Here is a 23,190-nt window from a genome sequence, read left to right on the forward strand (position 1 = left end):
TTCAGGAGGGGAGGGGAGCGAGTTGCTTGCCCAGGGCCGCCAGGACGTCCTCCGCCGTGTGATGGAGCGTCATCGTCGGGAGTTCCACGTCGTCCTCGACGCCGATGTCCGCCAGCGCACCGGCGAACGCGTCGAGCAGGTCGATGGAGTTGATCGCCGAAGGGGAGGCGGCCAGAACGGCCGACAGCGGCTGTCCGGCGAACACCTCCTCCTGGGGCAGGCCCAGGCGGTGTGCGATCCGGCTTCTGAGTTCGGTGAGCAAGGGAGGCTCCGTCGGGTCGGGTCGGGTCGGTTCCGGTCGGGGCGGTGGCTGGGGCGCGACTTCGCGGACACGCCCTAGGAATGCGCCGGGGCGGACCAGCCGGGGTTCCTGCCCAGCGCGGTCAGTGCGAGGTCCAGGGACCCGGCTCCGGGAGCCGTCGCCAGGGACGGGCGGAAGAGCGGGTCGGACCCGAGCCTGCGCTCGTCGTCCGGGACGCGCAGGGCGATCACCAGCGCGGCGTCCGCGATCTCCTCGGACGGCTCGAAGGGGAGGCCGAGGGTACGGGCCACGTCCCAGCCGTGGACCACGTAGTCCAGGAAGTGGAACCCGATCGCGACCGAGGCCGGGAACCGGTCGGCGGTACTGATCTCCGGAAGGCTGAACATCCGGGTGAGCACCTCTGGCGGGGCGAACGCGTCGATGGCGGCCAGTGCTGCGGCGCGGTACACCGGGAGCGGGTCGTCGCCGAGGTCGAGCGGATGCCACGCCGCGAGGTCGTCGCTGCCGCCCGCTGACGCCGCGAAACCGTGGTGCTGGCCCGCCATGTGGCCCACCAGCCGGCGGAGTGTCCAGCCGGCGCAGGGGGTGGGCGACTCCCAGTCGTCGGGAGTCGCCCGTTGCAGGATGCGTACGGTCTCCAGCACAGCCGTCCGGTCGAACTTCCGGATATCCATGCGGACCCTTTCGAGGAGTGGTTGTCCGGAAGAGACATTAGCACGATCGTGCGTTCACTTTGAGTGTCCGGGCGGGGAGATTCACGGGGCCGGCTCGGCCGTCCGCGCCTCGATGAACCGGGCCAGCCGGCCCACGCCCTCGGCGATCCCGTCGGGTGTGAGGGCGCTGCAGGACAGGCGCAGCTGGTGCGTGCCCCCGCCGTCGAGATGGAAGTCGCGCATCGGGGTCCACAGCACGCCGAAGGTCCGGGCTGAGTGCTCCAGGGCCTTGGTGTCGGCGGGGAAGGGGACGTCGACCACGAGGAAGAAGCCGCCGTCGGGTTCGTTCCAGCTGATGCCGAGCTCGCGGCGGCGCTCGGCCGGGAAGTGCCGGTCCAGCTCGCGCAGCAGGGTGTCGAGGTTGTTCCGGTAGTGCGACACGGCCTCGGCGTTCGCCTCGCGCAGGCGGCAGCCGGACTCCACGAGCAGACCACCGATGACCGCCTGGCCGAGCGCCGAGGTGTTCACCGTGGTCATGCTCTTGAGTTTCGACAACTGCTCGGAGAGCGGGACGCGTTCCCCGGACGGGCCGATGACCGTCTGGTCGGCCACGATGTATCCGACGCGGGCCCCGGGGAGGGCGGTCTTGGCGAACGACCCCAGATGCAGGACCCGTTGACGACGGTCCAGTGCCTTGAGCGTGGGGCGGGCCGGTCCGGCGCGGACGAAGAATCCGTAGGGATCGTCCTCCATGACGAGCAGGTCCTCCGCCTCCGCGAGCTCCAGCAGCCTCTCGCGTGCGGCGACCGGCATGCTCGTACCGGAGGGGTTCGCGAAGTCCGGTACGACGTAGAGGGCGCGGGGGCGGCGCCCCTCCTCCCGCGTCCGGCGCACGGCGGCCAGGACGGCCTCGGGGTCCGGCCCTTCGGCCCCTTCCGGTACGGGACGCACGGCGATGTCGAGCAGCCGGGCCGCACCGGTGACGCCCACATAGCAGGGGGAGCTGACGAGCAGGGTGTCCTCGGGCCGGGCGAAGAGGGCCCGCAGCGTGAGCAGCATCGCCTCCTGGCAGCCGGTCGTCACCACCACGGACTCCGGACTCACGTGGATCTGCTCGTCGTTGGCGAGGGTCCGGGCGATGAGCTCGTTGATGATGCCGTTGGTGCGCCCGTACTGGAAGAGCTGGGTGCGCACCCGGTCCTGCGGCCAGCCGAGTTCGTGTTCCAGGTAGTCGGTGTAGGAGCGCAGGTACCGTGGCAGGTCGGCCACCTCGAAGGAGCCCTCCGACGGCCGGCCGGGGGCGAAGGACAGTGCCTCGGGGAAGCGCGCCACGACTTCGTTGAGGAAGTTCATCGCGTCGAGCACGGGATCGGTGAGGGAGGCGTGCAGGTCGCCCAGGGCGAGCGGGCGGGGCCGCGCGGAGGGTGCGGTGAGGTCGTCCACGGGATCAGCCTCCCGCCGGGGCCGGAGCGAGGGCCGTACGCAGATGGGCCGCTGCCTGCCCGAGCGCGGCGCGGCCCGCGTCGAGAGTGCCGGCCATCGCGAAGAAGCCATGGGCCGTCCCGGGGTACCGCGTCACCTCGACGGGGACCCCGCTGTCCCGGAGTCGCCGTGCGTAGCTCTCGCCCTCGTCGCGCAGCGGATCGTGTTCGGCGGTGATCACCAGCGCGGGCGGCAGGGCGGAGTGGTCGGCGGCGCGCAGCGGCGAGGCGAGCGGGTGGGTGCCGTCCTCCGGGGTGGCCAGGTAGTTGTCCCAGTACCACCGCACGGACTTGTCGTTGAAGAGGAGCGGGTCGGTGTTCTCCCGGCGCGACGGAGTGTCCGCGAGGCAGTCGGTGTTGGGGTAGACCAGGAGCTGGGCGTGGAGGTCCGGGCCGCCCGCGTCACGGGCCATGAGGGTCACCGCGGCGGCGAGGTTCCCGCCCGCGCTGTCCCCGCCGACGGCCAGCCGGGCCGCGTCCCCGCCGTACTGACCGGCGTGTTCGGCGGCCCACCGTACGGCCGCGAAGCAGTCGTCGGGGGCCGCGGGGAACTTGTGCTCGGGGGCGAGCCGGTAGCCGACGGCCACGGTGAGGCAGCCTGCCGAGTTGGTCAGGCTCCGGCAGATCGCGTCGCCGGTGTCCAGTGAGCCCAGCGTCCAGCCGCCGCCGAAGAAGTAGACGAGTACGGGCAGCGGCCCCTCGGCGTCGGGGCGGTAGATACGGAGGGGCAGCGGTCCGGCCGGGCCGTCCATCGAGGTGTCGATGACCCGGGCCACCGGTTCCGGAGTGCCGGCACCGGCCCGTATCGCGGCGAGATCGGCGGCCCGCGCCTCGGCGAGCGTCATGGCGTACAGCGGGCGGACGTCCTGCTGCGCCCGCCGGTCGTACAGGGCCTGTAGCTGTGGATCGAATGACATGGTGCCTCCGGGCGGGGTTCGTGGGCCGCGGGAGTGCGGCCGGTGTCCGGACTGCCGTGCGGCCAAGGGGAGTTCGGGGCCCCGGCTGACTAAGTGGACGACCGTGCGGACATGTGGGAGGGTTAGGTTAACGTACGCCCGTGCGGTTAGTTGGGGGATTGGCCCGCGGCGTGTGAAGGCAGACGATGATGGGGGCAACTGCATTGATGTCGCTGGCACTTCATGAGTACGAGGCGGCTGCCAGGGAGCAGCTGCCGCGGCCCGTGTGGGACTTCCTGGCGGGTGGAAGTGGTACCGAGTCAATGCTGTCGGCCGGCCGGGACGCGCTCGACCGGCTGCCGCTGCGGCCGCGATGCCTGGTGGACGTCTCGGACTGTGACCCCGGTACGTCGCTGCTGGGCGCGCGGCTGGCGGCGCCCCTGGGCATCGCCCCCATGGCGTACCACCAACTCGCCCACCCCGAGGGCGAGGTGGCGACGGCGCGGGCCGCCGGTGCGGCCGGCTCCCTCTTCACGGTCAGCATGTTCGCGAGCCGGACCCTGGAGGACATCGCGGCGGCGGCCGAGGGGCCGCTCTGGCTTCAGCTCTACTGGCTCAGGCGCCGCGAGTTGATGACCGGCCTGATGCGCCGCGCGGAGGATGCCGGGTATCAGGCCCTCGTCCTGACGGTCGACGCGCCGAGGGTCGCCCGTCGCCACCGGGACGTGCGCAATGGCTTCGCCGTTCCCGAGGGTGTCCGCGCGGTGAACATCGATCCGTCGGTCATGTCCGCGTCCCACGTCGGGACGGCCGGTGAATCCGCCATCGCCCGGCATTCGAAGGAGCAGTTCGACCCCTCCATTACCTGGGAGGACCTGGCCTGGCTCCGTGAGCACACGTCACTGCCGATCGTGCTGAAGGGCGTCCTGGCGGCCGAGGATGCCGAAACCGCTGTGAAGTACGGCATCGACGGCATCGTCGTCTCGAATCACGGAGGGCGTCAGCTCGATTTTGCCCAGAGTGCCGTCGACGCCCTTCCCGAGATATCCGAGACGGTTGCTGGGCGATGTCTGCTCATCCTGGACGGCGGTATTAGGCATGGTGCCGACATCGCTAAAGCGCTGTGTCTCGGTGCGGGCGCCGTGTTTGTCGGGCGCCCTGTTTTCTGGGGTCTCGCCCATTCGGGAAGTGCTGGTGCGGCCGCGGTTCTCCAAGTCCTCCAGGAAGAGTTCGAAGAGGTCATGGCGCTGATGGGTGTTCCCCGAGTCCAGCTATTCAGTTCCTCTGGAGTCGCCCGCCGTTAACCTTTGTAGGGTTGACCAGAATGAACCTCACCCCATTCGTTCGTTTCTCCGTACGGTTCACCGTACTGGCGAATGGGGATTTTGGCGTTCCCGGAAAAGCCCTTTCCGTCCGGCGGCACTTCACGCAAAGTTTTGCTTGCTTACTCGAAAGTAGTGGGTAACGATGAATGTGCCGCAGGAGGGGATATCGGCGGCTTCTGTATCCGGCACAGGTGCGCCTTGCAGAGTCGTGCGCAGCGGCCGTTTCGTTCTGAAACTGTGATGGGTGGGGATTTCAGTGGGGGAAACGGTGCCGAAAAGGCCCGTTTGGTTCGAGACCGCGTGGGTCGACGACATATTACTCTCGGGGGACGGGCAGGAGAGGATTCTCCATATCGGCCGCTCCGTGAGTCGTGCGGAACTCCGCCGGCTGGTCGCGGACGAGCAGGAGCGCCTCCGCGCGGCCGGTCTGACGGCCGGCGGGACACTCGCGGTCCGTATGCCCCCTTCCCTGGGCTGTGTCGTCGCGCTGCTCGCCGGATGGCGGCAGGGCGGCCAAGTGGCCCTGATAGACCACCGGCTGACCACGTACGAGGTCGGCAAGGCGATCGCCCGCCTCACGCCCCAGCTGGTGGTGGAGCCCGTGGCGGAGGTCACCGGGCGGCTGCGCGGCTACTTCGATGTCCACAGCCGCATCACACCCCTGCCCGGCGGCCGGCCGGCCGTCTCGCCCCACGCCCTGCTGCAGTTGAGCTCCGGGTCGACCGGCCCTTCCAAGGTGATCGGCCGTACGGTGAGCAGCCTCCTTGCCGAGCTGGAACGCTACGCCCGGCTCGAAGGGTTCCCCCGCAGAGGGGAACGGAGCGTGGTGCTGGCCTCGATCGTCCACGTCCTCGGGCTGGTGGGCGGCCTGCTCCACGGGCTCGCTGCCGGAGTGCAGGTGGTGCTGCCCGGAATGCAGACGGTCGACGGAGTCCTCAAGGCTGTCGCGGCAGGGCCCGAACCGACGACGATCCTCGGCGTTCCGTCCCAGGCCGCACTGCTCGCCGCGGCCCGGTCGCCGCTCGCACTGCCCCAGTTGAGCCGCCTGATCGTCGGCGGTGAACTCGTCAAGGCCGATGTCCGGGAGCGCTTCACCCGGCTCTACGGCGCCCAGCTCGGAGCCATGTACGGAATGACCGAGGCCGGAGTCATCGCCGCCGATCTGACCGGGGCCACCAGCCCCGCTCTGACCCCGGCGCCGGGAATGGAGGTGCGCGTCGCGGAGGGACAGATCCTGCTGGGGCTGCCGGAGACCCCGTACGTGGGGCAGACGGATCCGACCCGCTTCGTGGACGGCTGGCTGCGCACGAAGGACGCGGGCGTCCTGGACGAGTCGACCGGGCTGCTCACCGTGCAGGGCCGGCTCGACTCCCAAGTGTCCGTCGGAGGGCTGAAGGTGGACCTCTCCGAGGTCGAGGAGTCCATCTCCACCCTGCCCGGCGTCGCCGACGCCGTGGTGGTGCAGGGCACCGGTATCGAGGCTTTCGTCACCGTCACCGACCAGCACACCTCCGACGGCCTGGCCGACTCGGTCGCGGCCCGCCTCGCGCCGTACAAACGGCCGCGCGCGCTGCACATTCTGACGGAACTGCCCCGTACCGTCACGGGCAAGCCGGTGCGCGACGCCGGTGTCCTGCGCGCGGCCGCGCGGTCGGCAGCCCTGACATGACCTGCTTAATCGCGCGGCGCGGTGGCCACCCGGTGCACCCGGACCCGTACCCCGCGCGTCTCAGGCCCGCCGTCCGCGCACCCGTGCACGGCGACACCGATGACATGACGCCCGCCGTCGGCCAGCGCCGCGGCAGCGGCGATACGCGGATCACCCGGCAGCGGGCGCGGTACCGGCATTCCGCCGGTGCGGGGAGGCCAGTGCTCGGCAACGGGCACGGGGCGGCTCATGCCTCCCCGGCGCAGCCCCAGGCCGAGTGCCTTGCCGACCGCCTCCTTCTGGGTCCACAGCCACAGGAACGCCGCTGACCGGTCCGCCTCGGGCAGGGCGGCGATCCACACCTCCTCCGAGGGGTGCAGCCAGGTCCGCGCGAGCGCCTCGGCACGCAGCCCCCGTACCACCTCCACATCCACCCCTACCGGGGCCGCGGTGGTCAGCGCCACCGCCAGGGCTCCGCGCGCGTGAGCCACGCTGACCTGCAGCGACTTGCCGGCGCCGCCGAGAAGCGGCCGGCCGCCGGGCTCGTGCTCCAACCAGATCTCGGGCAGCGGGACATCGAGCATCCGCGCCGCGGTACGCACCAGCAGGGTGTGTGCAGAACGGCGTTCGTCCCCGTCCGTGGTGCACCAGAGCACCGTCACCGTGTCCGGGTTCAGTCCCGGGTGCCCATCCATGAAGAGGGAGTCAATCAAATGTCTGCTGAAGTCGAGAAGTTCATCATCGAAGCGCTTGAGAACATGAACTACGACGTTACGGACGTCACCGGCGAAACCCCGCTGGGGCCGGCCGGTCTGGACCTGGAGTCGCTCTCCGTCGCCGAGATAGCCATCCAGGTCGAGGACACGTACGGCGTGAAGTTCGAGGAGGACGAGATGGAGACCGTCGCTCTCCTCACCGTCTCCGGACTCGTCAAGGAGATCGTCGAGCGGGCGGCCACCGCTGCCGCGGCCAAGTAGCCGCCGCCCGCTCAGGCCCGAAACACGCTCCTTCCTGCCCGAGCCGCACCCGCGGCGGGCAGGGCAGGAGCGGCACGCCGTACGCGAAGAGTCCGACCCAGAATGTGGAGACCCGGGGAATGAATCCCAAGAACGAGCGCGCGGAACTCGCCGCCGACCAGCGGTTGGGCGTGGGCAACGTACTCACCACGCTGATCGAACGCGGCACCCTTCTCGACACGCCCACACTGACCTTCGACACCGAGGTGGACGGCCACCCGGCCTGGCAGGCCCTGACGCTGGCCGAGCTGGGGGAACGGGTGGCCGCCCGGGCGGCCGCGCTGCACACGCTCGGGGTCGGGCCCCGGGACCCGGTCGCCGTCTGGGTGACCGAGGGAGCCGACCAGGTGCTCAGCTACCTGGCACTCGTCCGGATCGGAGCGATTCCCGCACTCGTCAACGGCAGACTCCCCGCCGGGCAGGCCGCCGAGTACATCAGGCGGCTGGGAGCCGTCGGCGTCATCGCCGACGCCCCGCACCGGTCCGCCCTGACCTCGGCGGGGGCCACCACGGCGTTCCTCGCGGCCCCTGCCGACCTGGGCGGCGGCGACGCGGCCCGGGCTCCCGGCCCGTACCGGCACCACGGCAACGAACCCGTGGTCATCACCCACTCCTCCGGGACCACGGGCCTGCCCAAGGCCGTGACCCACTCGCACCACAGCCTGTTCGCGGCGATCCGCCACCGCCTGTCGCTGCCCAAGGGCCAGGGGCTCGACCGGATGCTCGGCGCCCTGCCGTCGGCGCACGCGGCCACCGTGATCGCCGTCAACCTCGCCCTGACCAACCGGGCCCAACTGGCCGTCCTCTCACAGCAGTCAGGGCCCGCGGTGCTGGACGCGATCGAGTCCTGGCAGCCGCAGAGCGTCCTCGGCTTCGCCGCCACCTGGTCGGAGCTGGCGGGCGAGGACTTCTCGGCCCGCGACCTCGGCTCCGTACGCACCTGGTGGAACACCGGTGACTGCGCGCACGAGTCCCACATCCGCAAGCTCATCGCCGTGGGCACCCGGGAATCGGTCACCACCCGCGGCCGGGAGCGCCGCGCCGGATCCTTCTTCGTGGACGGACTCGGCTCGTCGGAGATGGGCCACTCCCAGTTCTTCATCACGCACACCCCCGACACCGGGCGCTACGGCCGGTGCATCGGCAAGCCGCACGCCTTCTCGGACGTGGCCGTCGTCGGTGACGACGGGGAGAAGCTGGGCGCCGGCCAGGTCGGGCAGCTCGCCGTCAGCGCGCCGACGCTCTCGCTCGGTTACTGGAACGACTCGGTCACCACCTACCGCACCCGCAGGGACGGCTACTTCCTGACCGGTGACCTCGTGTTCCACGACGAGGACGGCTACTACTACCACGTGGACCGGCTGGTGGACGCGGTCGATCTGGGCGAGGGCGGCAAGCTCTACACGATGCTGTGCGAGGAGCAGATCCTGGCCGACTGCGCGGACGTGCGGGAGTGCACGGTCGTCGCCGTGCGGAACGAGGGGAGGGTCGCCACCTCGGTCCTGCTGGTGCTCGACCCCACGGCGGACCAGGAGGCCGACCGCACCGGGGAGGTCCTGTCCGCCCTGGCGCCCCAGGTCGCGCGCACGGTCGAGCGCGTGGTGGTGGTCAGCCCGGACAGCATCCCGCTCGGCGCGACCGGCAAGGTGCGCAAGGTCCTGCTGCGCCGGCGGTTCCTCGACGGTGAGCTGCTCGGCCAGGAGACCGCGGCCGGGCAGGTGGCCGCCTGATGGCCGCGAGCACGGCGGGCCCGGCCGCCGTCATCACCGGACTCGGCACCTTCACGCCGCTGGGGCGTGGCGCGGCGGACCTGTTCGACGCGGTGAGCAACGGCAAGTCCGGTCTGCGCAGACCCCCGGCCGGACACCTCCTCGACGGCACGCTGGACGTGGCCGGCATCGCGCCGGGGATCGAGGCCGCCGAAGTGCTCCCCAGGAGCGAGGGCCGGCTGGTCGACCGCTATGTGCTGATGGCCCTGGCCGCGGCCGACGACGCGCTCGCCGACTCGGGGATCGTGGTGGGACAGGACGTCGACCCGCACCGGGTCGCAGTGATCGTCTCCAGTGGCGCCGGCGGTCTCACCACGTACGAGGAGCAGACCCAGGCCCGCGCGCAGCGCGGCCCGACGGCGGTCAGCCCCTATCTGCTGCCCGGGATGCTGCCGAACATGGCCGCGGCCCGCATCGCCATCAAGTACGGCATACGGGGGTGGAGTTCGGCCATGGCCACGGCCTGCGCCGCCGGTGCGCACGCGGTGGCCGAAGCGGCCCGGCTGATCCGGTACGGCGAGGCCGACGTGGTGGTGTGCGGGGGTGCCGAGGCACCGCTCAATCCCACATCCGCGCTCGCGTTCGCGCATGCCAGGGCGCTGGCGAGCGGCTGGGACGACCCCGAGGCGGCCAGCCGGCCCTTCGACCGCCGCCGCAACGGGTTCGTCCTGGCGGAGGGCGCGGGCGTCCTGGTCGTCGAGCGCGCCGAGCACGCGGACGCCCGCGGGGCGGCCGGGTACGCCGATCTCCTCGGCTGGGGGGCCACGACCGACGCGTACCGGCCCACCGCGCCACGGCCGGACGGCGAGGGGGCCGCGCTCAGCATGCGTGGGGCGCTGAGGACGTCCGGGATGGTGCCCGAGGACGTCGGTTACGTCAACGCCCATGGCACGGCGACCAAGTTGGGCGACGTGGCCGAGACCAAGGCCATCCGGTCCGTCTTCGGCGCGCACGCGCCCGCCGTCAGCGGTACCAAGTCGATGACGGGTCATCTGCTGGGCGGATCCGGGGCGGTGGAGGCCGCCATCTGCGCGCTCGCCCTCGCGCGGGGCGTCCTCCCGCCCACCCACAACCTCGACGAGGTGGACCCGGCGTGCGAGGCGGACCACGTGCGGGGTGAGGCCCGGCGCGGGCGGATCGACGCCGCGATCTCCAACTCGTTCGCCTTCGGCGGCCACAACGTCAGCTTGCTCTTCGGTACAGCCAGCACTCGTAAGAAGCGTCAGGGAGGGGATTACGCGTGAACATCGGAGCCGTAGACCACATCGAGTTCTATGTCGGAGACGCCCAGCAGACGGCGTTCTATCTGTGCACGGCGTTCGGATTCCGGGTGCGCGGCCAGGCAGGGCCGGAGACGGGGCACGGGGACCGGCGCTCGCTGCTGCTGAGCCAGGGCGGCACCGACATCGTGCTGACCTCCGCGCTCTCCCCGGACCACCCGGCGGCCCGGTACGTGGCGCTGCACGGGGACGGCGTGGCCAACATCGCCTTCGAGGTGACCGACACCGTGCGGGCCCTGGCCGAGGCGGTCGGCCGGGGCGCCACCGTCGTCGAGGAGGCGGAGACCTTCCGCCGGGACGGCACGGAGGTCGTCACGGCCAGTGTGCTCGGCTTCGGCGACGTCGCCCACCGGCTGGTGCAGCGGAGCGGGGACCGCAGCGACTTCCTGCCCGGGGTGATGGACATCTTCGCCGACGACCCCGAGGAGAACGCGCAGCTGCTGCACACCGTGGACCATGCGGCGGTCTGCCTGCCGGCGGGGGAACTGTGCCCGACCGTCGCCTTCTACGAGAAGGTCTTCGGGTTCAGCCAGATCTTCGAGGAGTTCATCGAGGTCGGTGAGCAGGCGATGGACTCCAAGGTGGTGCAGAGCCCGTCGGGCAAGGTCACCTTCACTCTCATCGAACCGGTGGCGGACCGCCAGCCGGGGCAGATCGACGCCTTCCTGGCCCGGCACGGCGGTGCCGGGGTACAGCACCTCGCGCTGCTCACCGACGACATCGTCACCACGGTGCCCGCCCTTGAGGCGCGCGGTGTGAAGTTCCTGGAGACGCCCGACACCTACTACGACGAACTGACGGCCCGAATGGGCCGGCCCGAACTGCGGATCGAGGATCTGCGCCGCACCAGTGTGCTGGTCGACCAGGACCACTGGGGCCAGGTCTTCCAGATCTTCACCCAGTCCATGCACGTACGGAAGACCTTCTTCTGGGAGGTCATCGACCGGCACGGGGCGCGCACCTTCGGCAGCGGGAACATCAAGGCCCTCTACGAGGCGGTCGCCCGGGAGAAGGCACTGGCCTGACCGGGCCCGCGCACCGTTCCGGCACGTCCCCGTCCGTCGTACCCGTCGTACCTAAGGAACACCCGTGACTGCTCAGGACTCTGCTCCGTTCGACCTGACCGCCGAGGAGCGTGCGCTCCTCCCCACCGACGAGGAGGTCGCGTTCTACGCCGAGCACGGCTGGTACCTCTCGAAGAAGCTGTTCACCGACGAGGAGACGGATCTCCTGGAGTCGGCCAGTGAGCGCTTCTACTCCGGCCACCGCGACCGCACCCTGCCGGCCCGCCCGCCCAAGCTGGCCTACTGGGAGCCCGAGCGCGGTGAGGTGCAGCGCCACAACGACTACATCCACTACGAGGACGACACCATCGGCGGCATCCTGCGCAAGCCGCTGCTCGGTGCGGTGGCCGCCCGCCTCGCGCAGGCGGACGAGATCAGGGTGTTCCAGTCGACGCTGATCTACAAGCCGCCGGTCGCCGGCGAACAGTCGAACATCGTCCCCTGGCACTTCGACCGGCACTACTGGGCCACGTCCACGTCGGAACGGATGCTCACCGCCTTCATCCCCTTCCACGACTGCGGCGAGGACATGGGCACGATCACGATGGTCGACGGCAGCCACCTGTGGAAGGAGACCGCGGACAACGACGCGACGTCGAAGCACTTCGCCGAGCGTGACCGCGGCGAGCTGGAGACCATGCTCCGGGAGAACGCCGCGTACAACAACACAGAGGTGCGCAAGATCCCCGTCCACATACCCAGGGGGCACGTCAACTTCCACCACTGCCGCACGTACCACGGCAGCGGTGCCAACGTGAGTGACCGCCCCCGCCGGGCGGTCTCCCTCCACCTGCAGGACGGCGAGAACCGGTACCGCGACTTCCGCCGGTCGGACGGCACGCAGGTCTCGTACAACCACGACGTCCTGGTGCGCAGGACCAGCGGTGGTACGCCGGACTACAGCGACCCCGAGTTCCTCCCCGTGCTGTGGCGCAGCAGCTGATGCGCAGCGCCGCTGTGGTCGGGACGGGCCTGATCGGTACGTCGATCGCCCTGGCTCTGCGGAGCCAGGGCGTGACTCCCTACCTCATCGACGCGAACCCGGAAGCCGCGCGCATCGCGGCCGAACTCGGAGCGGGTGTGGTGGGAGCGCCCCGGGTGCCGGTGGACCTGGCAGTCATCGCGGTGCCGCCCCAGCATGTGGCGTCAGCCCTGCGGGACCAGCAACTCAAGGGTCTGGCGCATGACTTCACCGATGTGGCCAGTGTCAAGGTGCGGCCCCAGTCCGAAGCCGCGGCGCTGGGCTGTGATCTGACCTGCTTCGTGGGCGGCCACCCCATGGCGGGCCGGGAGCAGTCCGGGCCGCTCGCCGCCCAGGTCGATCTCTTCCGGGGCAAGCCCTGGATCCTCACCCCGGCCGGCGGCGTCGGCCGCCGTACGGTCGTCCGGGTCACGGAACTCGCCGAGCTGTGCGGCGCCCGGCCGGTGACGATGGAACCCGACCAGCACGACCGGGCCATGGCCCTCGTGTCGCACACGCCGCACGTGGTCGCGAGTCTCCTCGCCTCCCGGCTCCTGCAGGGGGACGATTCCCAGCTCCGCCTGGCGGGACAGGGCGTGCGGGACGCGACCCGGATAGCCGGTGGTGACCCGGAGCTGTGGACCGACATCCTCGGCTCCAACGCGACAGCGGTCGCGGACGTGCTGGCCGAGTTCGTCGCCGAACTGAACACCGTGGCCGGCGCACTGCGGGACCTGGGGGCTGAACCGTCGCGGGAGGACTCCGCCGCCCGCGCGCGGCTGCACACCGCGCTGGTCCGCGGTGTGCAGGGGCGCGGCCGGATCCCCGGGGCGCCCGTACGCGGTGTCCCCCGCGCCGCACACCCGGACAGCGAGATGATCGGAGAGCTGACAAGGTGAGCACCGACGTACCCCTGCCGCCGCGGGGCCTGCTGGATCCGGCCGTACTCCCGTGTGTGGCAGGCGAGTCGACCGTACGGCTGCCACGCCGGACCGCCGGCGCGGCGGACGGGGCCCGCCGATGAGCCGGGGGGCGCCGCTCGTCGGTGCGGCCCTGAACGCTCTGGCGCGCCCGGCGCCCGGTCTTGCCGGGAGGGCGGTGTACTCGCTGTTCTGCCATCCGCTCAGGCGCGGCAAGGTGCTGCCCCCCGAGCGCGAGGTGCACGAGCGGGCGGGCACGGCGACGCTGACCGTGGCCGGGAAGCGGGTGCGCGTCTACCGGTGGGGCACCGGCGCGCGCCCCGTGCTCATGCTGCACGGCTGGCAGTCCCGCGCGTCGCGGTTCGCCGGGTTCGTCCCGCGCCTCGAAGAACTCGGTCTGACAGCGCTGTCGTTCGACACCCCGGGGCACGGGGAGTCGTCGGGACGTACCACCACCATCCTTGAGTACCGCGAGATCATCGGTCTCCTCCAGGAGGAGTACGGGACCTTTCACACCGTGCTCGCTCATTCGCTCGGCGCCACCAGCGCGTTCCTGGCGCTGCGCGGCGGGATCCGCGCCGAGCGTCTGGTGACGGTCTCGGCGGTGAAGGATTTCGGCCATCTTCCTGACGAGTTCGCGCGGATCCTCGGGCTCGCCGGCCCGCTCCACGGCGGTCTGCGGGACCGGATCGCACAGCAGTTGTTCGCGGCGGTCGAGGATCCCTGGTCGCTGTTCGACGCCACCTGCCGGCCCCACGAGATCAAGGTGCCCATGCGGATCGTGCACGACGTGCACGACGAACTGGTGCCGGTCGCGCAGGCGCACGCCCTGAAGCAGGCGTACGGGGACCAGGCGGAGCTGGTCCTGACGAACGGGCTCGGGCACCGCAAGGTACTGGGTGAGCAGGTGGTCATCGACAGCGCGATGGACTTCATCGGCGGGGCCGCCGGCGGGCCCGCCGCGTAGCACCGGGGGAGCACCGGGGGCCCCTTTCAGGACGGGGGGAGGGGCCCTTCCGGAGGCGGGAACGGGGATGCTCCCGGATTCCCCTTCATAAAGCACGGACGGTCGTTTACTTTTATCGGGCGGCCCACCGCTGCGGACCGGGTGACGGCTGCGCAACCGACGACGAAGGGACCTCCTCGCATGACCACCGCCTCACCTCCCTCGCGGGACGCGGGACCGGCCGGGACCACGGACCGGGAGGACGGCACGCAGGAGCACGACGTCGCCGCCTCCCCGGTCGCGAAGCGGGCCCTGCTCGTCGCGTCCGGGGCCACGTTCCTCGCGGTGCTCGACACCACGGTCGTGAACATCGCCTTCCCCGACCTGCGGGCCGACTTCCCCGACGCGTCGCTGGCCCAGCTGACCTGGGTCGTCACGGCGTACACCGTCGTGTTCGCGGCCCTGCTCGCCGTCGCGGGCAGGATCGCCGACGTCATCGGGCGCAAGAAGCTGTTCCTCTTCTCCACCGCCCTGTTCACCGTCGCTTCGCTGCTGAGCGGGGCCGCCGTCGGCGTTCCCATGCTCATCGCGGCCAGGGCGCTGCAAGGCGTGGCGGCCGCCGGGATGATCCCGTCGGCGCTGGGTCTCGTCCTGCAGCACACCCCGGCGGCCCGGCGGCAGGTCGCGCTCGGTGTCTGGGGCGCGGTCGGCAGCATGGCGGCGGCCGTGGGCCCGAGCCTGGGCGGGCTGCTGGTGGACGCATGGGGCTGGCGCAGTGTCTTCCTGATCAATCTGCCGCTCGGCATCGTGATCGTGGCGGGCGCCGCCCGGCTCTCCGGCGACACCGCCGGCGGCCGCAGGCTCCCCGACCCGCTGGGGACGCTGGCCCTGGCCCTGGGCGTCGGCGGGGTGGTGTTCGGTGTGACCCAGGGGACGGACTGGGGCTGGGGCAGCGGGCGGGTCGTCGGACTGCTGACCGGCGGTGCGGTACTCCTCGCGGCGGCTCTCCTGCTCTCCCGGCGGCACGTCGCCCCCGCCATCGAGTGGGACCTCTGGCGCAGCCGCTCCTTCGCGGCCACGAACGTCACGTCGCTGCTCTTCGGCGCGGCCATGTACTCCTACCTGCTCTCGACGCTGCTGTTCCTCAACGCGGTGTGGGGTTACTCGGAGCTGAAGGCCGGCCTCGCGGTGACGCCGGGCGCCTTCAGTGCGGCGATCGGCGCCCTGGTGGTGGGACGGCGGGTGGGCCCGCAGTCCCAGTGGGCGGCAGCGCTCTTCGGATCGCTGCTCTTCGGCGGTTCGTGCGCGGCGATGTACCTGCTGCTCGGGACCGAGCAGCGCTACCTCGGCGTGTGGCTGCCGATCGGCGTCGTGGCGGGCATCGGCATCGGCGCCGCGCTGACGGCGATCTCCAACGCGGCCACGGCGTCCCTGGCCCCCGAGCGCTTCGCCTCCGGAACGGGACTGATGATGACGGCCCGGCAGATCGGCGGGGCGCTGGGCATCGCGGTCCTGGCTGCCGTCCTCGAACGCTACGACGTCCTCGACGACCAGGGCTACCTCCGGGTCTTCCTCGCCTGCGCCATCGGGTCCGTCGCGGCTGCCGCCGTCGCCCCGGCGATCCGCGCGGGGGCCCGGAAGTCCGCGTGACCGACGGAATCCACCGGGGGAGCGGGCACCTCCCCCGGTGCCGGCGAACGCGCGATTCACCTGACCGTGCGAACCCCTGACCGCGCGACCCGCTGACCGCCCGAACCCCTGACTGTGTGAACCCCCGACTGTGCGACCCGCCGACCGTGCGACCCACCTGACCGTGCGACCCACGGGGAGAAGAGAGCAGCATGCCTCCCATCGACCGATCCGACCGCTCCACGGCCCGGGCCGAGCACTCCTTGCTGGCCGAGCTGCAACCGGTGGTGGAGAGCAACCTCCACCGCCACCTCGGGGTCGCCAGGGAATGGTTCCCGCACGAGTACATCCCGTGGTCCCGGGGCCGGAACTTCGACGGCCGGCTGGGCGGCGAGCCATGGGCCCCGTCCGAGGCCACGCTCCCGGACGTCGCCCGTACGTCCCTGGTCGTCAACCTGCTCACGGAGGACAACCTCCCCGGATACCACTTCGCGGTGGCCGAGTTCGGCAAGGACGGCGCCTGGGGCACCTGGGTCGACCGCTGGACGGCGGAGGAGGCACGGCACGGCACGGCGCTGCGCGACTACCTCCTGGTCACCCGGGCCGTCGACCCCAAGGCCCTCGAACGGGCCCGGATGGTCCACATGTCGGCCGGCTACGACCGCCCCGACGGCTTCAGCGCCCTGCACGCGATCGCGTACGCCGCGTTCCAGGAACTCGCCACGCGGATCTCCCACCGCAACACCGGCCAGGTGAGCGCCGATCCGGACTGCGACGCGCTGCTCGCCCGGATCGCCGCGGACGAGAACCTGCACATGGTCTTCTACCGCAACCTGGTGGACGCCGCTTTCGAGCTGGCACCGGACATCGCCCTGCGGGTCGTCCGCGACGTGGTCATGGGTTTCGAGATGCCGGGCTCGACCATCAAGGACTTCCGCCGCAAGTCCGCGGAGATCGCCATCGCCGGCATCTACGACCTCCGGCTGCACCACGACAGTGTGCTGATGCCGATCCTGCGCACGCTGAGGGTCTTCGAGCGGGGCGGTATCGGCCCGGACGGCGAGGCGGCCCGTGAGGAACTCGCTTCCTTCATGGGGCAGTTGGACAAGAAGGCGACCTCCTTCACCGATCGGCGAGAAGGCATCAGGGCGGCGCGCGCCCAGCGGCAGGCGGCGACCGTCTGACCGCACGATGACGACCGCGGGCCACCGGTTCCCCGGTGGCCCGCGGTCGTTCCCGCGCGACCGGACAGGGCCTGGACGGGCGGGTGTGCGGCACTGCGTGAGTCCCGGCCTCGGCGCCGGGATCAGGCGCAGGGGGCGCGCGGTGCCTGCTCCGGCGGGAGGGCGTGCCACTTGCCGGGCTCGCCGTTCCACGCCTCACCGTCGGGCAACGGCTCGATGTGCGTGGTGGCCAGCGGGAGCCGGGCGGCGAGCCGGGCGTTCCATTCGAGTGCGGGCAGCAGCTCGGGGGTCAGTTCGCCCTCGGGGTAGATCGCGTCGGCGGGGCACGCTTCCACGCAGTTCCCGCAGTCGATGCACTCCGCGGGGTCGATGACCAGGAAGGTGTCCGCCTCCCGGAAGCAGGCCACGGGGCAGTAGGTGACGCACTCCGTGAACTTGCACCGCACGCACTGCTCGGTGACCACGTGCGTCATGGGGCCGCCTCATCGGATCCGGCCGGGCCGCACAGCCCGGCGTTGCCGTCCGCGAAACGGTGCCCGGCATCGAGCCCGAGGCCGTAGGCCTTGCCGAGCCCTGCGGCCGTCGCCGCCGCGTAGTCCACGCCGAGGTTCTTGAGGTCCTCGTCCGGCTTGATCACCGAGACCCGGGCCCCGTCCAGGACGGACCCGTCGACGATCTCCTCCGACGCGTACAGATCCCGGAAGAGCGGGAACGGGTCGCACCCGATGGCGATCAGCACGTCCACGCCCCTGGCCGCGACTTCCCGCGCGGGGCAGGAGCAGGTGTACGAGGCGTCGACGTACGCTTCCCCGTCGATCTCGGCCGGCACCTGCCAGGCATGCAGCATGCGGGTCGACGCGTAGGCCGCGGCGTCGTAGTTGTCCGGTGTGAGCCGGGGCCCTTCACCAACCTCCGCACGGGACGAGAACACCACGGTCGCCAGGTTCTCCTCGACCCAACTCCGGTCTCCCGTGAAGACGTTGCGCAGGAGCTGTTTGCCGAGGGTCTTCGCCCCGGCCCCCTGGGTGAGCTCGGCGGCGACCGCATTGGTGACCTTGCCGGTGGCCAGGAGGAACTCGGGCGCGGAGGGGCGGAACAACCCTTCGCGCAGCACCGGCCCGTACTGCTTGATGCTGTCGAGCACGACACTGCTCATGCCCTGCGACTCGGCGGCCTCCGCCGCCCCCAGCCAGTACTCGACGCCGGTCTGCCGGGCCCGGCCCACCGCGGCGAGGCCGCCGGACAGGGCCGATGACGAGGCGGTTCCGTACACGTGCGCGCGCAGCCCGCGCTCTTCGAAGGCGGACAGCACGCCGTGCCCGTAGGCCCCTTTGAGCATGCCGGCCGCCACCGCGATGCCTATGCGCCCCGCAGGGCGTACTCCGGTCATGGCCGCGGCCCCCCGGGCCGCTGCGCCGGCGCGTCGGTGGTGGCTCCGGGGCGGTCCGCGAACAGCTGGTCGTCGATCACGGAGTCCAGATGGTCCTTGATCCACTGGTTGGGTCCGGGCTGTGTGTCCGCTGCGCTGCCCGGCCGGCGGGCAGAGTGCGAGAACGTCATGCCGTCCTCCAGGAAAGAGAGTTGAGCGAACATTAGCACGATCGTGCGTTCACTTTTTACTCTCGGGCGAAGAGGTTTCCGGCGGGATTCCGGTAATAAATATGAGCGAACGGTCGTGCTAACATCTGCGCATTCCCGAGCGATGTGGAGGGCGTGGAATGGATCCCACGGCGGCGGACGTCGGTGTGGCCCTGACCGCTGAAGGGGGAGAGCTGTTCGATCTCTTCCGGCGGCCGCAGGGCCGCAGCAGGGCCCGGCCCGACGAGCGGACGGTCATCGAGAGCGCGCGCACCGGCGAACTGCGCGTGAACGGGCAGGCGGTGGGCACCTACGGCTGGGGCGACGGCCGGCGGCCGGTGCTCCTCGTGCACGGCTGGGAATCGCGTGCGTCGCGCTACGCGAAGCTCATCGCCGCACTGGTCGAACGGGGCTGCAGCCCGGTCTCCTTCGACGCACCCGGGCACGGGGAGTCCGGCGGGGACAGCACGACCCTGCTGGAGTACCAGGCGATCATCGCTGAACTCCACGGCGAACACGGCGAGTTCGCGGCGGTGGTCGGTCACTCCTTCGGAGCTCTCGCGGCCTTCCTGTCCATGCGGGGAGGGGTGCGTGCCCACCGGGTCGTCGCGGTCAGTCCCGTGCCGGACTTCTCGTACCTCTTCGACACCTTCTGCGTGGCCATGAAGCTGAGCCCGGAGTTGGAGCGTGAGGTGCGGTTCCGCATCGAGCGGGACCTGTACCCGGACGTGCGGGACATGTGGGACCGCTTCTCGGTCCTGGACGGGATCGAGGCGTCGCCCGCCCCGCTCCTGATCGTGCAGGACGAGAACGACGAGACAGTCGATCCGGAGCGGGCGGCCGGCCTCGCCGGGGCCGTGGGTGACCGGGCCCGGCTGTTCACCACCCGGCGGTTCGGGCACCGGCGGATTCTCGGCGCGCCCCAAGTGGTGGCGGAGATCGCCGCGTTCGTCGCGGCAACCCAGGTCAGGACCGGAGCGGATACCGAGGTGATGGCGGGATGATCGGAATTCTGGCCGGCAAGCGTATTCTCGTGACGGGCGTCCTGATGGAGTCCTCGATCGCTTTCCACACGGCCCGGATCGCTCAGGAGCAGGGGGCCGAAGTGGTCCTGACCGGGTATGGGCGGCTCAGCCTGGTCGAACGCATCGCCAGACGGCTGCCGCGCCCGGCCCCCCTCGTGGAGCTTGACGTCCAGGACGAGAAGCAACTGGACAGTCTCGCCGGGCGGGTCCGGGAGGCGGTGGGGGGCGACGCGCGCCTGGACGGCGTGGTGCACTCGATCGCCTTCGCTCCCCAGGACGCGCTCGGCGGGAACTTCCTCACGACCGGATGGAGCTCCGTGGCGACCGCGCTTGAGGTGTCCGCCTACTCCCTCAAGGCTCTCGCCATGGCTTGTCTCCCCCTCATGGAGGAGCGGGGCGGCTCCCTCGTGGGGCTCGACTTCGACGCCACGACGGCCTGGCCCGCGTACGACTGGATGGGGGTGGCCAAAGCAGCCCTGGAGTCCACCTCGCGCTATGTGGCCAGGGACCTCGGGCCCCGTGGTATCCGCTGCAACCTGGTCGCCGCCGGACCGATCAAGACGATGGCGGCCAAGTCCATTCCGGGGTTCGAGACGTTCCGTGAGGTGTGGGACACCCGCGCCCCGATCGGCTGGGACCTGTCCGACCCCGAACCCGCCGCCCGTGCGGTGGTCGCGCTGCTCTCCGACTGGTTCCCCCGCACGACGGGGGAGATCGTGCACGTCGACGGTGGGGTGCACGCCGTCGGTGCGTGACACGGCCGGCGAACGACGGAGCTGCGGCCCGCTCCCTTTCCGGGGGAGCGGGCCGCTCACGTGCCGAGAGTGCTCCGGCCTATGGCGTCACGGGGTGGCGGGCAGCAGCGACGGGTCGGTGACCACGGTGCGCAGGCGGTTCAGGATGGCCTTGGCCGCCTTGTCGTAGCTGGTGAACTCGTTGTGCAGGACCGACTCGGCGTTGGCCATCTCCAGGAGCGCGACGATTTCGAAGACGAGCTGCGGGATGTCCGCCCCGGCGTCGACCTCGCCCGCCTGCTGGCTCTCCAGCGCCGTCTTCTCCATGTACGCGATCCAGTTGGCCCGGGATGTGGCCAAGGTGTCATGGACCTTGCCTTCCCGGGCGTCGTACTCGGCCGAAGCGGAGTAGAAGAAACAGCCTCCCGGGAAGACGCGTTCCCGCGAGTAACTGAGCCAGCCGGTGCACAGGCGCCACAGACGCCCGACCCCCGGCTGCAGGTCCCGGGCCGGTTGGACCACGTGCTCCAGATAGATGGTGATCGCCGCGCGGACCGTGGCGAGCTGCAGGTCCTCCTTGGAGCCGAACAGGGCGAAGACGCCGCTCTTGCTCAGCTTCAGCTCGCTCGCGAGCCGCCCCAGGGAGAGTCCTTCCAGGCCTTCGACAGACGCGATCTCCACGGCGCGCTTGAGGATCAGCCGACGGGTCTGGTTCCCGCGCTCGATCCGCCCGTCCGTGCGTGTGGCTGTCGTGCCCATGTGTACCTGCTCTCCTGGGCTGGACCTCGCGGCCCTGGTGGGGTTACTCGAGTGTAGCCAATAGGTGGACGTCCGTGCGGTTAGTGGTGGCCCGGGGCTCGGAGGGGGCCGGGGGCCTCAGTCCGCGGAAACGCTCTGCGACTCCGCGGGTGCGTTCCGGTCCGGCTCCTGCCCGACGAAGTCCAGGACGGTCCGCACGACGTCGGGGTCACCGAGGATCCGCCGGTGCCCGAGCCCGCTCGTGACGACCAGCCGTGCCCGGTCGCCGAAAGCGGCGGCGAGCCGGCGCCCCTGCTCGACGCCGATCCTGCTGTCGTCCTCGTCGTGGACCACGAGCACCGGTGACCGTACCTCCTCCGAGGTGTCGGCGGCGGAGAACGGCGACCGGTCGGCGGGGAGGTCCGGGAAAAGGTTCTTCTTGATCTCCTGGTGCAGCCGGGCCGTGAGCTCCGGGCGCAGTCGGAGTGCGGAGGTGAACGCGTCGGTCAGGTAGTCGAAGTCGCAGACCCCGCTGATGACGGCGATCCTCTCCGCCTTCACCCCGTGTGTGAGAGCGTAGAACGATGCCAGTGCGCCCATGGAGTGGGCCACCAGACCCTCGAACGTGCCGTACCGCTCGTGGAGTTCGGTGATGACGGCGCGGTAGTCGAGGATGGTGGCGCTCCGGCCGGTCGCGTCGCCGTGGCCCGGGGCGTCGAAGGCGATGACGCTGAACCCCCGGTCGAGCAGTCCGGCGATGAGCCCGGACAGACGTGATCCCCGCGACTGCCAACCGTGCACCAGCAGTACGGGGCGTGTGCCGTCGCCCCACTGGTACGTGACCGCGTGGCTGCCGTTGACGCGGACGCGGTCGATATGTGCCTGCTCCAGCAGCGCACGCTCGGAGGGGCGTGCCTTGCTGCGGGCGAACGGCATGTGGAACAGGGTGAACGCGGCCGCCCCTGCCGGCGCTCCCGGAATGCGGGAGAGGGTGTTGAGAGTGACGCTCGTAACTGCCTCGCTGAGCTTCATGCCCGCTGCTCCTCGATCGACGTCGGAGGGGGCTCATATTAGCACGAACGGCCGTGCGCATTTATTTTCCTCACCCCGGCACGGCCATCCGCATCGTCGACCCCGGCCGCCGCGCACTGCACACCCGTCTGGGCATCGCCCCCTGACCGCGGCCCCGCGGGGGCGGGGCCGCTCGGCGCGGTCGGCGGCGCGGGGGAGCGGCCCGGCACCGGCTCAGGGCTTGCGGGCCACCGCTCCGTACATGGCGATGGCGCTGTCGTCGATGCCGTCCTGCTCGGGGCCGGGCCGCCACTTGTGGACCTGGGTGACGCCGGGCCCGACCAGTTCCATCCCGTCGAAGAACGAGGTGGCGGTGGGCAGGTCGCGCAGCACCATGGGCATGCCCTGCTGGGCGTACTCCTCGGCCACCCGCCCGACCTCATCGGGTGCGAAGTCGGCGGTGCCGATCGTCATCGCGAGGTAGCTGCCCGACGGCAGCGGGTCGAGCAGCCGCCGCACCAGGCGCCGGTCGTCCGGCGACTGGATGAAGTGGAGGATCCCGATGATCATCAGGCCCACCGGCTCGTTCAGATCGAGCAGTTCATGGAACTCCGGGCTGTCCAGAATGGCGTCGGGATCGTGCATGTCGGCGTCGACGTAGGCGGTCGCGCCTTCGGGTGTGCTCTCCAGAAGGGCACGGGCGTGGGCGAGGACGATGGGATCGTTGTCGACGTAGACCACGTGCGACTCCGGTGCCACCTGCTGCACCACCTCGTGCAGGTTCGGTGCGGTGGGAAGGCCGGTCCCGATGTCGAGGAACTGCCGGATGCCCCGCTCCTGGGCGAGGTAACGCCCGGCGCGGTGCATGAACCGCCGGTTCTCGCCCATGTGCACCGGCAGCGCGGGCCAGTGCCGGCACATGGCGTCGCCCGCCTCGGCATCGACGAGGTAGTGGTCCTTGCCGCCCAGGATGTAGTCGTACACCCGGGCGGAGTGAGCCGTTGACGTGTCGATCCGATCGCGCGCACTGCGCACAGGCCGCTCCATTCCTCGCTGCCGAAAATCTCCTC

The 23,190-nt window shown here is 70.9% G+C and carries 24 protein-coding genes; 13 read left to right on the plus strand and 11 right to left on the minus strand.

Annotated features, from left to right (window positions below):
- Position 1 precedes the first annotated feature (1 nt).
- From OG285_RS19210 to OG285_RS19225, 4 genes are all read right to left on the minus strand, one after another.
- Entirely contained in the window at positions 2–262 is a 261-nt protein-coding gene (locus OG285_RS19210; RefSeq protein ID WP_356827683.1) for a hypothetical protein, read from the minus strand.
- A 74-nt stretch (positions 263–336) separates the two neighbouring features.
- A complete protein-coding gene (locus tag OG285_RS19215) occupies positions 337–936 on the minus strand; it encodes a TIGR03086 family metal-binding protein (RefSeq protein WP_371791665.1) in 600 nt (199 codons plus the stop codon).
- An 81-nt stretch (positions 937–1,017) separates the two neighbouring features.
- Positions 1,018–2,358, minus strand: coding sequence for a PLP-dependent aminotransferase family protein (locus OG285_RS19220; protein ID WP_371791666.1), 1,341 nt, complete (start codon positions 2,356–2,358; stop codon positions 1,018–1,020).
- A gap of 4 nt (positions 2,359–2,362) precedes the next feature.
- Positions 2,363–3,313 carry an alpha/beta hydrolase gene (locus OG285_RS19225; protein WP_371791667.1) on the minus strand — a complete coding sequence of 317 codons (951 nt, stop codon included), beginning with the start codon at positions 3,311–3,313 and terminating at the stop codon, positions 2,363–2,365.
- A 206-nt stretch (positions 3,314–3,519) separates the two neighbouring features.
- Here OG285_RS19225 and OG285_RS19230 point away from each other — a divergent pair, with 206 nt between their 5' ends.
- Together OG285_RS19230 and OG285_RS19235 are read left to right on the plus strand one after the other, a co-directional pair.
- Positions 3,520–4,596, plus strand: coding sequence for an alpha-hydroxy acid oxidase (locus OG285_RS19230; protein ID WP_371791668.1), 1,077 nt, complete (start codon positions 3,520–3,522; stop codon positions 4,594–4,596).
- 385 nt (positions 4,597–4,981) lie between these two features.
- Entirely contained in the window at positions 4,982–6,286 is a 1,305-nt protein-coding gene (locus OG285_RS19235) for a class I adenylate-forming enzyme family protein (protein ID WP_371791669.1), read from the plus strand.
- Between the two features lie 5 nt (positions 6,287–6,291).
- Here OG285_RS19235 and OG285_RS19240 read toward each other — a convergent pair whose 3' ends face one another.
- Positions 6,292–6,960 (minus strand): 4'-phosphopantetheinyl transferase superfamily protein, encoded by a 669-nt coding sequence (locus OG285_RS19240; protein ID WP_371791670.1) that lies wholly within the window; start codon positions 6,958–6,960, stop codon positions 6,292–6,294.
- Between the two features lie 18 nt (positions 6,961–6,978).
- Here OG285_RS19240 and OG285_RS19245 point away from each other — a divergent pair, with 18 nt between their 5' ends.
- The 9 genes from OG285_RS19245 to OG285_RS19285 all read left to right on the plus strand — a co-directional run bounded on the left by OG285_RS19245 (position 6,979) and on the right by OG285_RS19285 (position 17,034).
- On the plus strand, positions 6,979–7,242 hold the full coding sequence (locus tag OG285_RS19245; RefSeq protein WP_356827697.1) for an acyl carrier protein: 264 nt from the start codon (positions 6,979–6,981) through the stop codon (positions 7,240–7,242).
- Between the two features lie 119 nt (positions 7,243–7,361).
- Positions 7,362–9,011, plus strand: a complete 1,650-nt coding sequence (locus OG285_RS19250) for a class I adenylate-forming enzyme family protein (protein ID WP_356827699.1) — start codon at positions 7,362–7,364, stop codon at positions 9,009–9,011.
- A complete protein-coding gene (locus OG285_RS19255; protein WP_371791671.1) occupies positions 9,011–10,294 on the plus strand; it encodes a beta-ketoacyl synthase in 1,284 nt (427 codons plus the stop codon). Before OG285_RS19250 ends, OG285_RS19255 begins: the two co-directional genes overlap by 1 nt.
- Complete coding sequence (gene hppD / locus OG285_RS19260; RefSeq protein WP_371791672.1) at positions 10,291–11,355, plus strand: 4-hydroxyphenylpyruvate dioxygenase; 1,065 nt, start codon at positions 10,291–10,293, stop codon at positions 11,353–11,355. Before OG285_RS19255 ends, hppD begins: the two co-directional genes overlap by 4 nt.
- A gap of 64 nt (positions 11,356–11,419) precedes the next feature.
- Positions 11,420–12,337: a phytanoyl-CoA dioxygenase family protein gene (locus OG285_RS19265; protein ID WP_356827705.1), complete on the plus strand. Its 918-nt coding sequence runs from the start codon at positions 11,420–11,422 to the stop codon at positions 12,335–12,337.
- Positions 12,322–13,254, plus strand: a complete 933-nt coding sequence (locus OG285_RS19270) for a prephenate dehydrogenase (RefSeq protein WP_356827707.1) — start codon at positions 12,322–12,324, stop codon at positions 13,252–13,254. Before OG285_RS19265 ends, OG285_RS19270 begins: the two co-directional genes overlap by 16 nt.
- Before the next feature lie 121 nt (positions 13,255–13,375).
- Entirely contained in the window at positions 13,376–14,242 is an 867-nt protein-coding gene (locus OG285_RS19275; protein ID WP_371791673.1) for an alpha/beta fold hydrolase, read from the plus strand.
- Between the two features lie 180 nt (positions 14,243–14,422).
- Complete coding sequence (locus OG285_RS19280) at positions 14,423–15,871, plus strand: MFS transporter (RefSeq protein ID WP_371791674.1); 1,449 nt, start codon at positions 14,423–14,425, stop codon at positions 15,869–15,871.
- Between the two features lie 191 nt (positions 15,872–16,062).
- On the plus strand, positions 16,063–17,034 hold the full coding sequence (locus OG285_RS19285; RefSeq protein ID WP_371791675.1) for an acyl-ACP desaturase: 972 nt from the start codon (positions 16,063–16,065) through the stop codon (positions 17,032–17,034).
- A 122-nt stretch (positions 17,035–17,156) separates the two neighbouring features.
- Here OG285_RS19285 and OG285_RS19290 read toward each other — a convergent pair whose 3' ends face one another.
- Genes OG285_RS19290 through OG285_RS19300 form a run of 3 tightly spaced genes read right to left on the minus strand, consistent with a single transcriptional unit; the run spans position 17,157 to position 18,627 of the window.
- On the minus strand, positions 17,157–17,507 hold the full coding sequence (locus OG285_RS19290; protein WP_371791676.1) for a 4Fe-4S dicluster domain-containing protein: 351 nt from the start codon (positions 17,505–17,507) through the stop codon (positions 17,157–17,159).
- Complete coding sequence (locus OG285_RS19295) at positions 17,504–18,424, minus strand: hypothetical protein (protein WP_371791677.1); 921 nt, start codon at positions 18,422–18,424, stop codon at positions 17,504–17,506. The genes OG285_RS19290 and OG285_RS19295 overlap by 4 nt, the downstream gene beginning before the upstream one ends.
- Positions 18,421–18,627 carry a hypothetical protein gene (locus OG285_RS19300; RefSeq protein ID WP_371791678.1) on the minus strand — a complete coding sequence of 69 codons (207 nt, stop codon included), beginning with the start codon at positions 18,625–18,627 and terminating at the stop codon, positions 18,421–18,423. Before OG285_RS19300 ends, OG285_RS19295 begins: the two co-directional genes overlap by 4 nt.
- Before the next feature lie 125 nt (positions 18,628–18,752).
- Here OG285_RS19300 and OG285_RS19305 point away from each other — a divergent pair, with 125 nt between their 5' ends.
- Positions 18,753–19,616, plus strand: a complete 864-nt coding sequence (locus OG285_RS19305) for an alpha/beta hydrolase (protein ID WP_356827721.1) — start codon at positions 18,753–18,755, stop codon at positions 19,614–19,616.
- Positions 19,613–20,392 (plus strand): enoyl-ACP reductase FabI, encoded by a 780-nt coding sequence (fabI, locus tag OG285_RS19310; protein ID WP_371791679.1) that lies wholly within the window; start codon positions 19,613–19,615, stop codon positions 20,390–20,392. Before OG285_RS19305 ends, fabI begins: the two co-directional genes overlap by 4 nt.
- Before the next feature lie 87 nt (positions 20,393–20,479).
- On the opposite strand, the gene OG285_RS19315 is transcribed toward fabI, so the two are convergent.
- The 3 genes from OG285_RS19315 to OG285_RS19325 all read right to left on the minus strand — a co-directional run bounded on the left by OG285_RS19315 (position 20,480) and on the right by OG285_RS19325 (position 23,167).
- Complete coding sequence (locus tag OG285_RS19315) at positions 20,480–21,130, minus strand: TetR/AcrR family transcriptional regulator (RefSeq protein WP_356827725.1); 651 nt, start codon at positions 21,128–21,130, stop codon at positions 20,480–20,482.
- A gap of 117 nt (positions 21,131–21,247) precedes the next feature.
- The gene (locus OG285_RS19320) at positions 21,248–22,141 is read right to left on the minus strand and encodes an alpha/beta hydrolase (RefSeq protein ID WP_371791680.1); all 894 of its coding nucleotides are present in this window, start codon (positions 22,139–22,141) and stop codon (positions 21,248–21,250) included.
- A gap of 213 nt (positions 22,142–22,354) precedes the next feature.
- A complete protein-coding gene (locus tag OG285_RS19325; protein WP_371791681.1) occupies positions 22,355–23,167 on the minus strand; it encodes an SAM-dependent methyltransferase in 813 nt (270 codons plus the stop codon).
- Between the last annotated feature and the right edge of the window lie 23 nt (positions 23,168–23,190).

This window comes from Streptomyces sp. NBC_01471 (assembly GCF_041438865.1).
In the GTDB taxonomy this organism is placed as follows: domain Bacteria; phylum Actinomycetota; class Actinomycetes; order Streptomycetales; family Streptomycetaceae; genus Streptomyces.

Coding starts and splice junctions, on each gene's coding strand:
- OG285_RS19280 (WP_371791674.1), top strand. CDS start 14,423: ATGACCACCGCCTCACCTCCCTCGCGGGACGCGGGACCGGCCGGGACC.
- OG285_RS19295 (WP_371791677.1), bottom strand. CDS start 18,424: ATGACCGGAGTACGCCCTGCGGGGCGCATAGGCATCGCGGTGGCGGCC.
- OG285_RS19255 (WP_371791671.1), top strand. CDS start 9,011: ATGGCCGCGAGCACGGCGGGCCCGGCCGCCGTCATCACCGGACTCGGC.
- OG285_RS19320 (WP_371791680.1), bottom strand. CDS start 22,141: ATGAAGCTCAGCGAGGCAGTTACGAGCGTCACTCTCAACACCCTCTCC.
- OG285_RS19225 (WP_371791667.1), bottom strand. CDS start 3,313: ATGTCATTCGATCCACAGCTACAGGCCCTGTACGACCGGCGGGCGCAG.
- OG285_RS19315 (WP_356827725.1), bottom strand. CDS start 21,130: ATGGGCACGACAGCCACACGCACGGACGGGCGGATCGAGCGCGGGAAC.
- OG285_RS19290 (WP_371791676.1), bottom strand. CDS start 17,507: ATGACGCACGTGGTCACCGAGCAGTGCGTGCGGTGCAAGTTCACGGAG.
- OG285_RS19215 (WP_371791665.1), bottom strand. CDS start 936: ATGGATATCCGGAAGTTCGACCGGACGGCTGTGCTGGAGACCGTACGC.
- fabI (WP_371791679.1), top strand. CDS start 19,613: ATGATCGGAATTCTGGCCGGCAAGCGTATTCTCGTGACGGGCGTCCTG.
- OG285_RS19275 (WP_371791673.1), top strand. CDS start 13,376: ATGAGCCGGGGGGCGCCGCTCGTCGGTGCGGCCCTGAACGCTCTGGCG.
- OG285_RS19240 (WP_371791670.1), bottom strand. CDS start 6,960: ATGGATGGGCACCCGGGACTGAACCCGGACACGGTGACGGTGCTCTGG.
- OG285_RS19300 (WP_371791678.1), bottom strand. CDS start 18,627: ATGTTCGCTCAACTCTCTTTCCTGGAGGACGGCATGACGTTCTCGCAC.
- OG285_RS19325 (WP_371791681.1), bottom strand. CDS start 23,167: ATGGAGCGGCCTGTGCGCAGTGCGCGCGATCGGATCGACACGTCAACG.
- OG285_RS19250 (WP_356827699.1), top strand. CDS start 7,362: ATGAATCCCAAGAACGAGCGCGCGGAACTCGCCGCCGACCAGCGGTTG.
- OG285_RS19245 (WP_356827697.1), top strand. CDS start 6,979: ATGTCTGCTGAAGTCGAGAAGTTCATCATCGAAGCGCTTGAGAACATG.
- OG285_RS19230 (WP_371791668.1), top strand. CDS start 3,520: ATGTCGCTGGCACTTCATGAGTACGAGGCGGCTGCCAGGGAGCAGCTG.
- OG285_RS19285 (WP_371791675.1), top strand. CDS start 16,063: ATGCCTCCCATCGACCGATCCGACCGCTCCACGGCCCGGGCCGAGCAC.
- OG285_RS19305 (WP_356827721.1), top strand. CDS start 18,753: ATGGATCCCACGGCGGCGGACGTCGGTGTGGCCCTGACCGCTGAAGGG.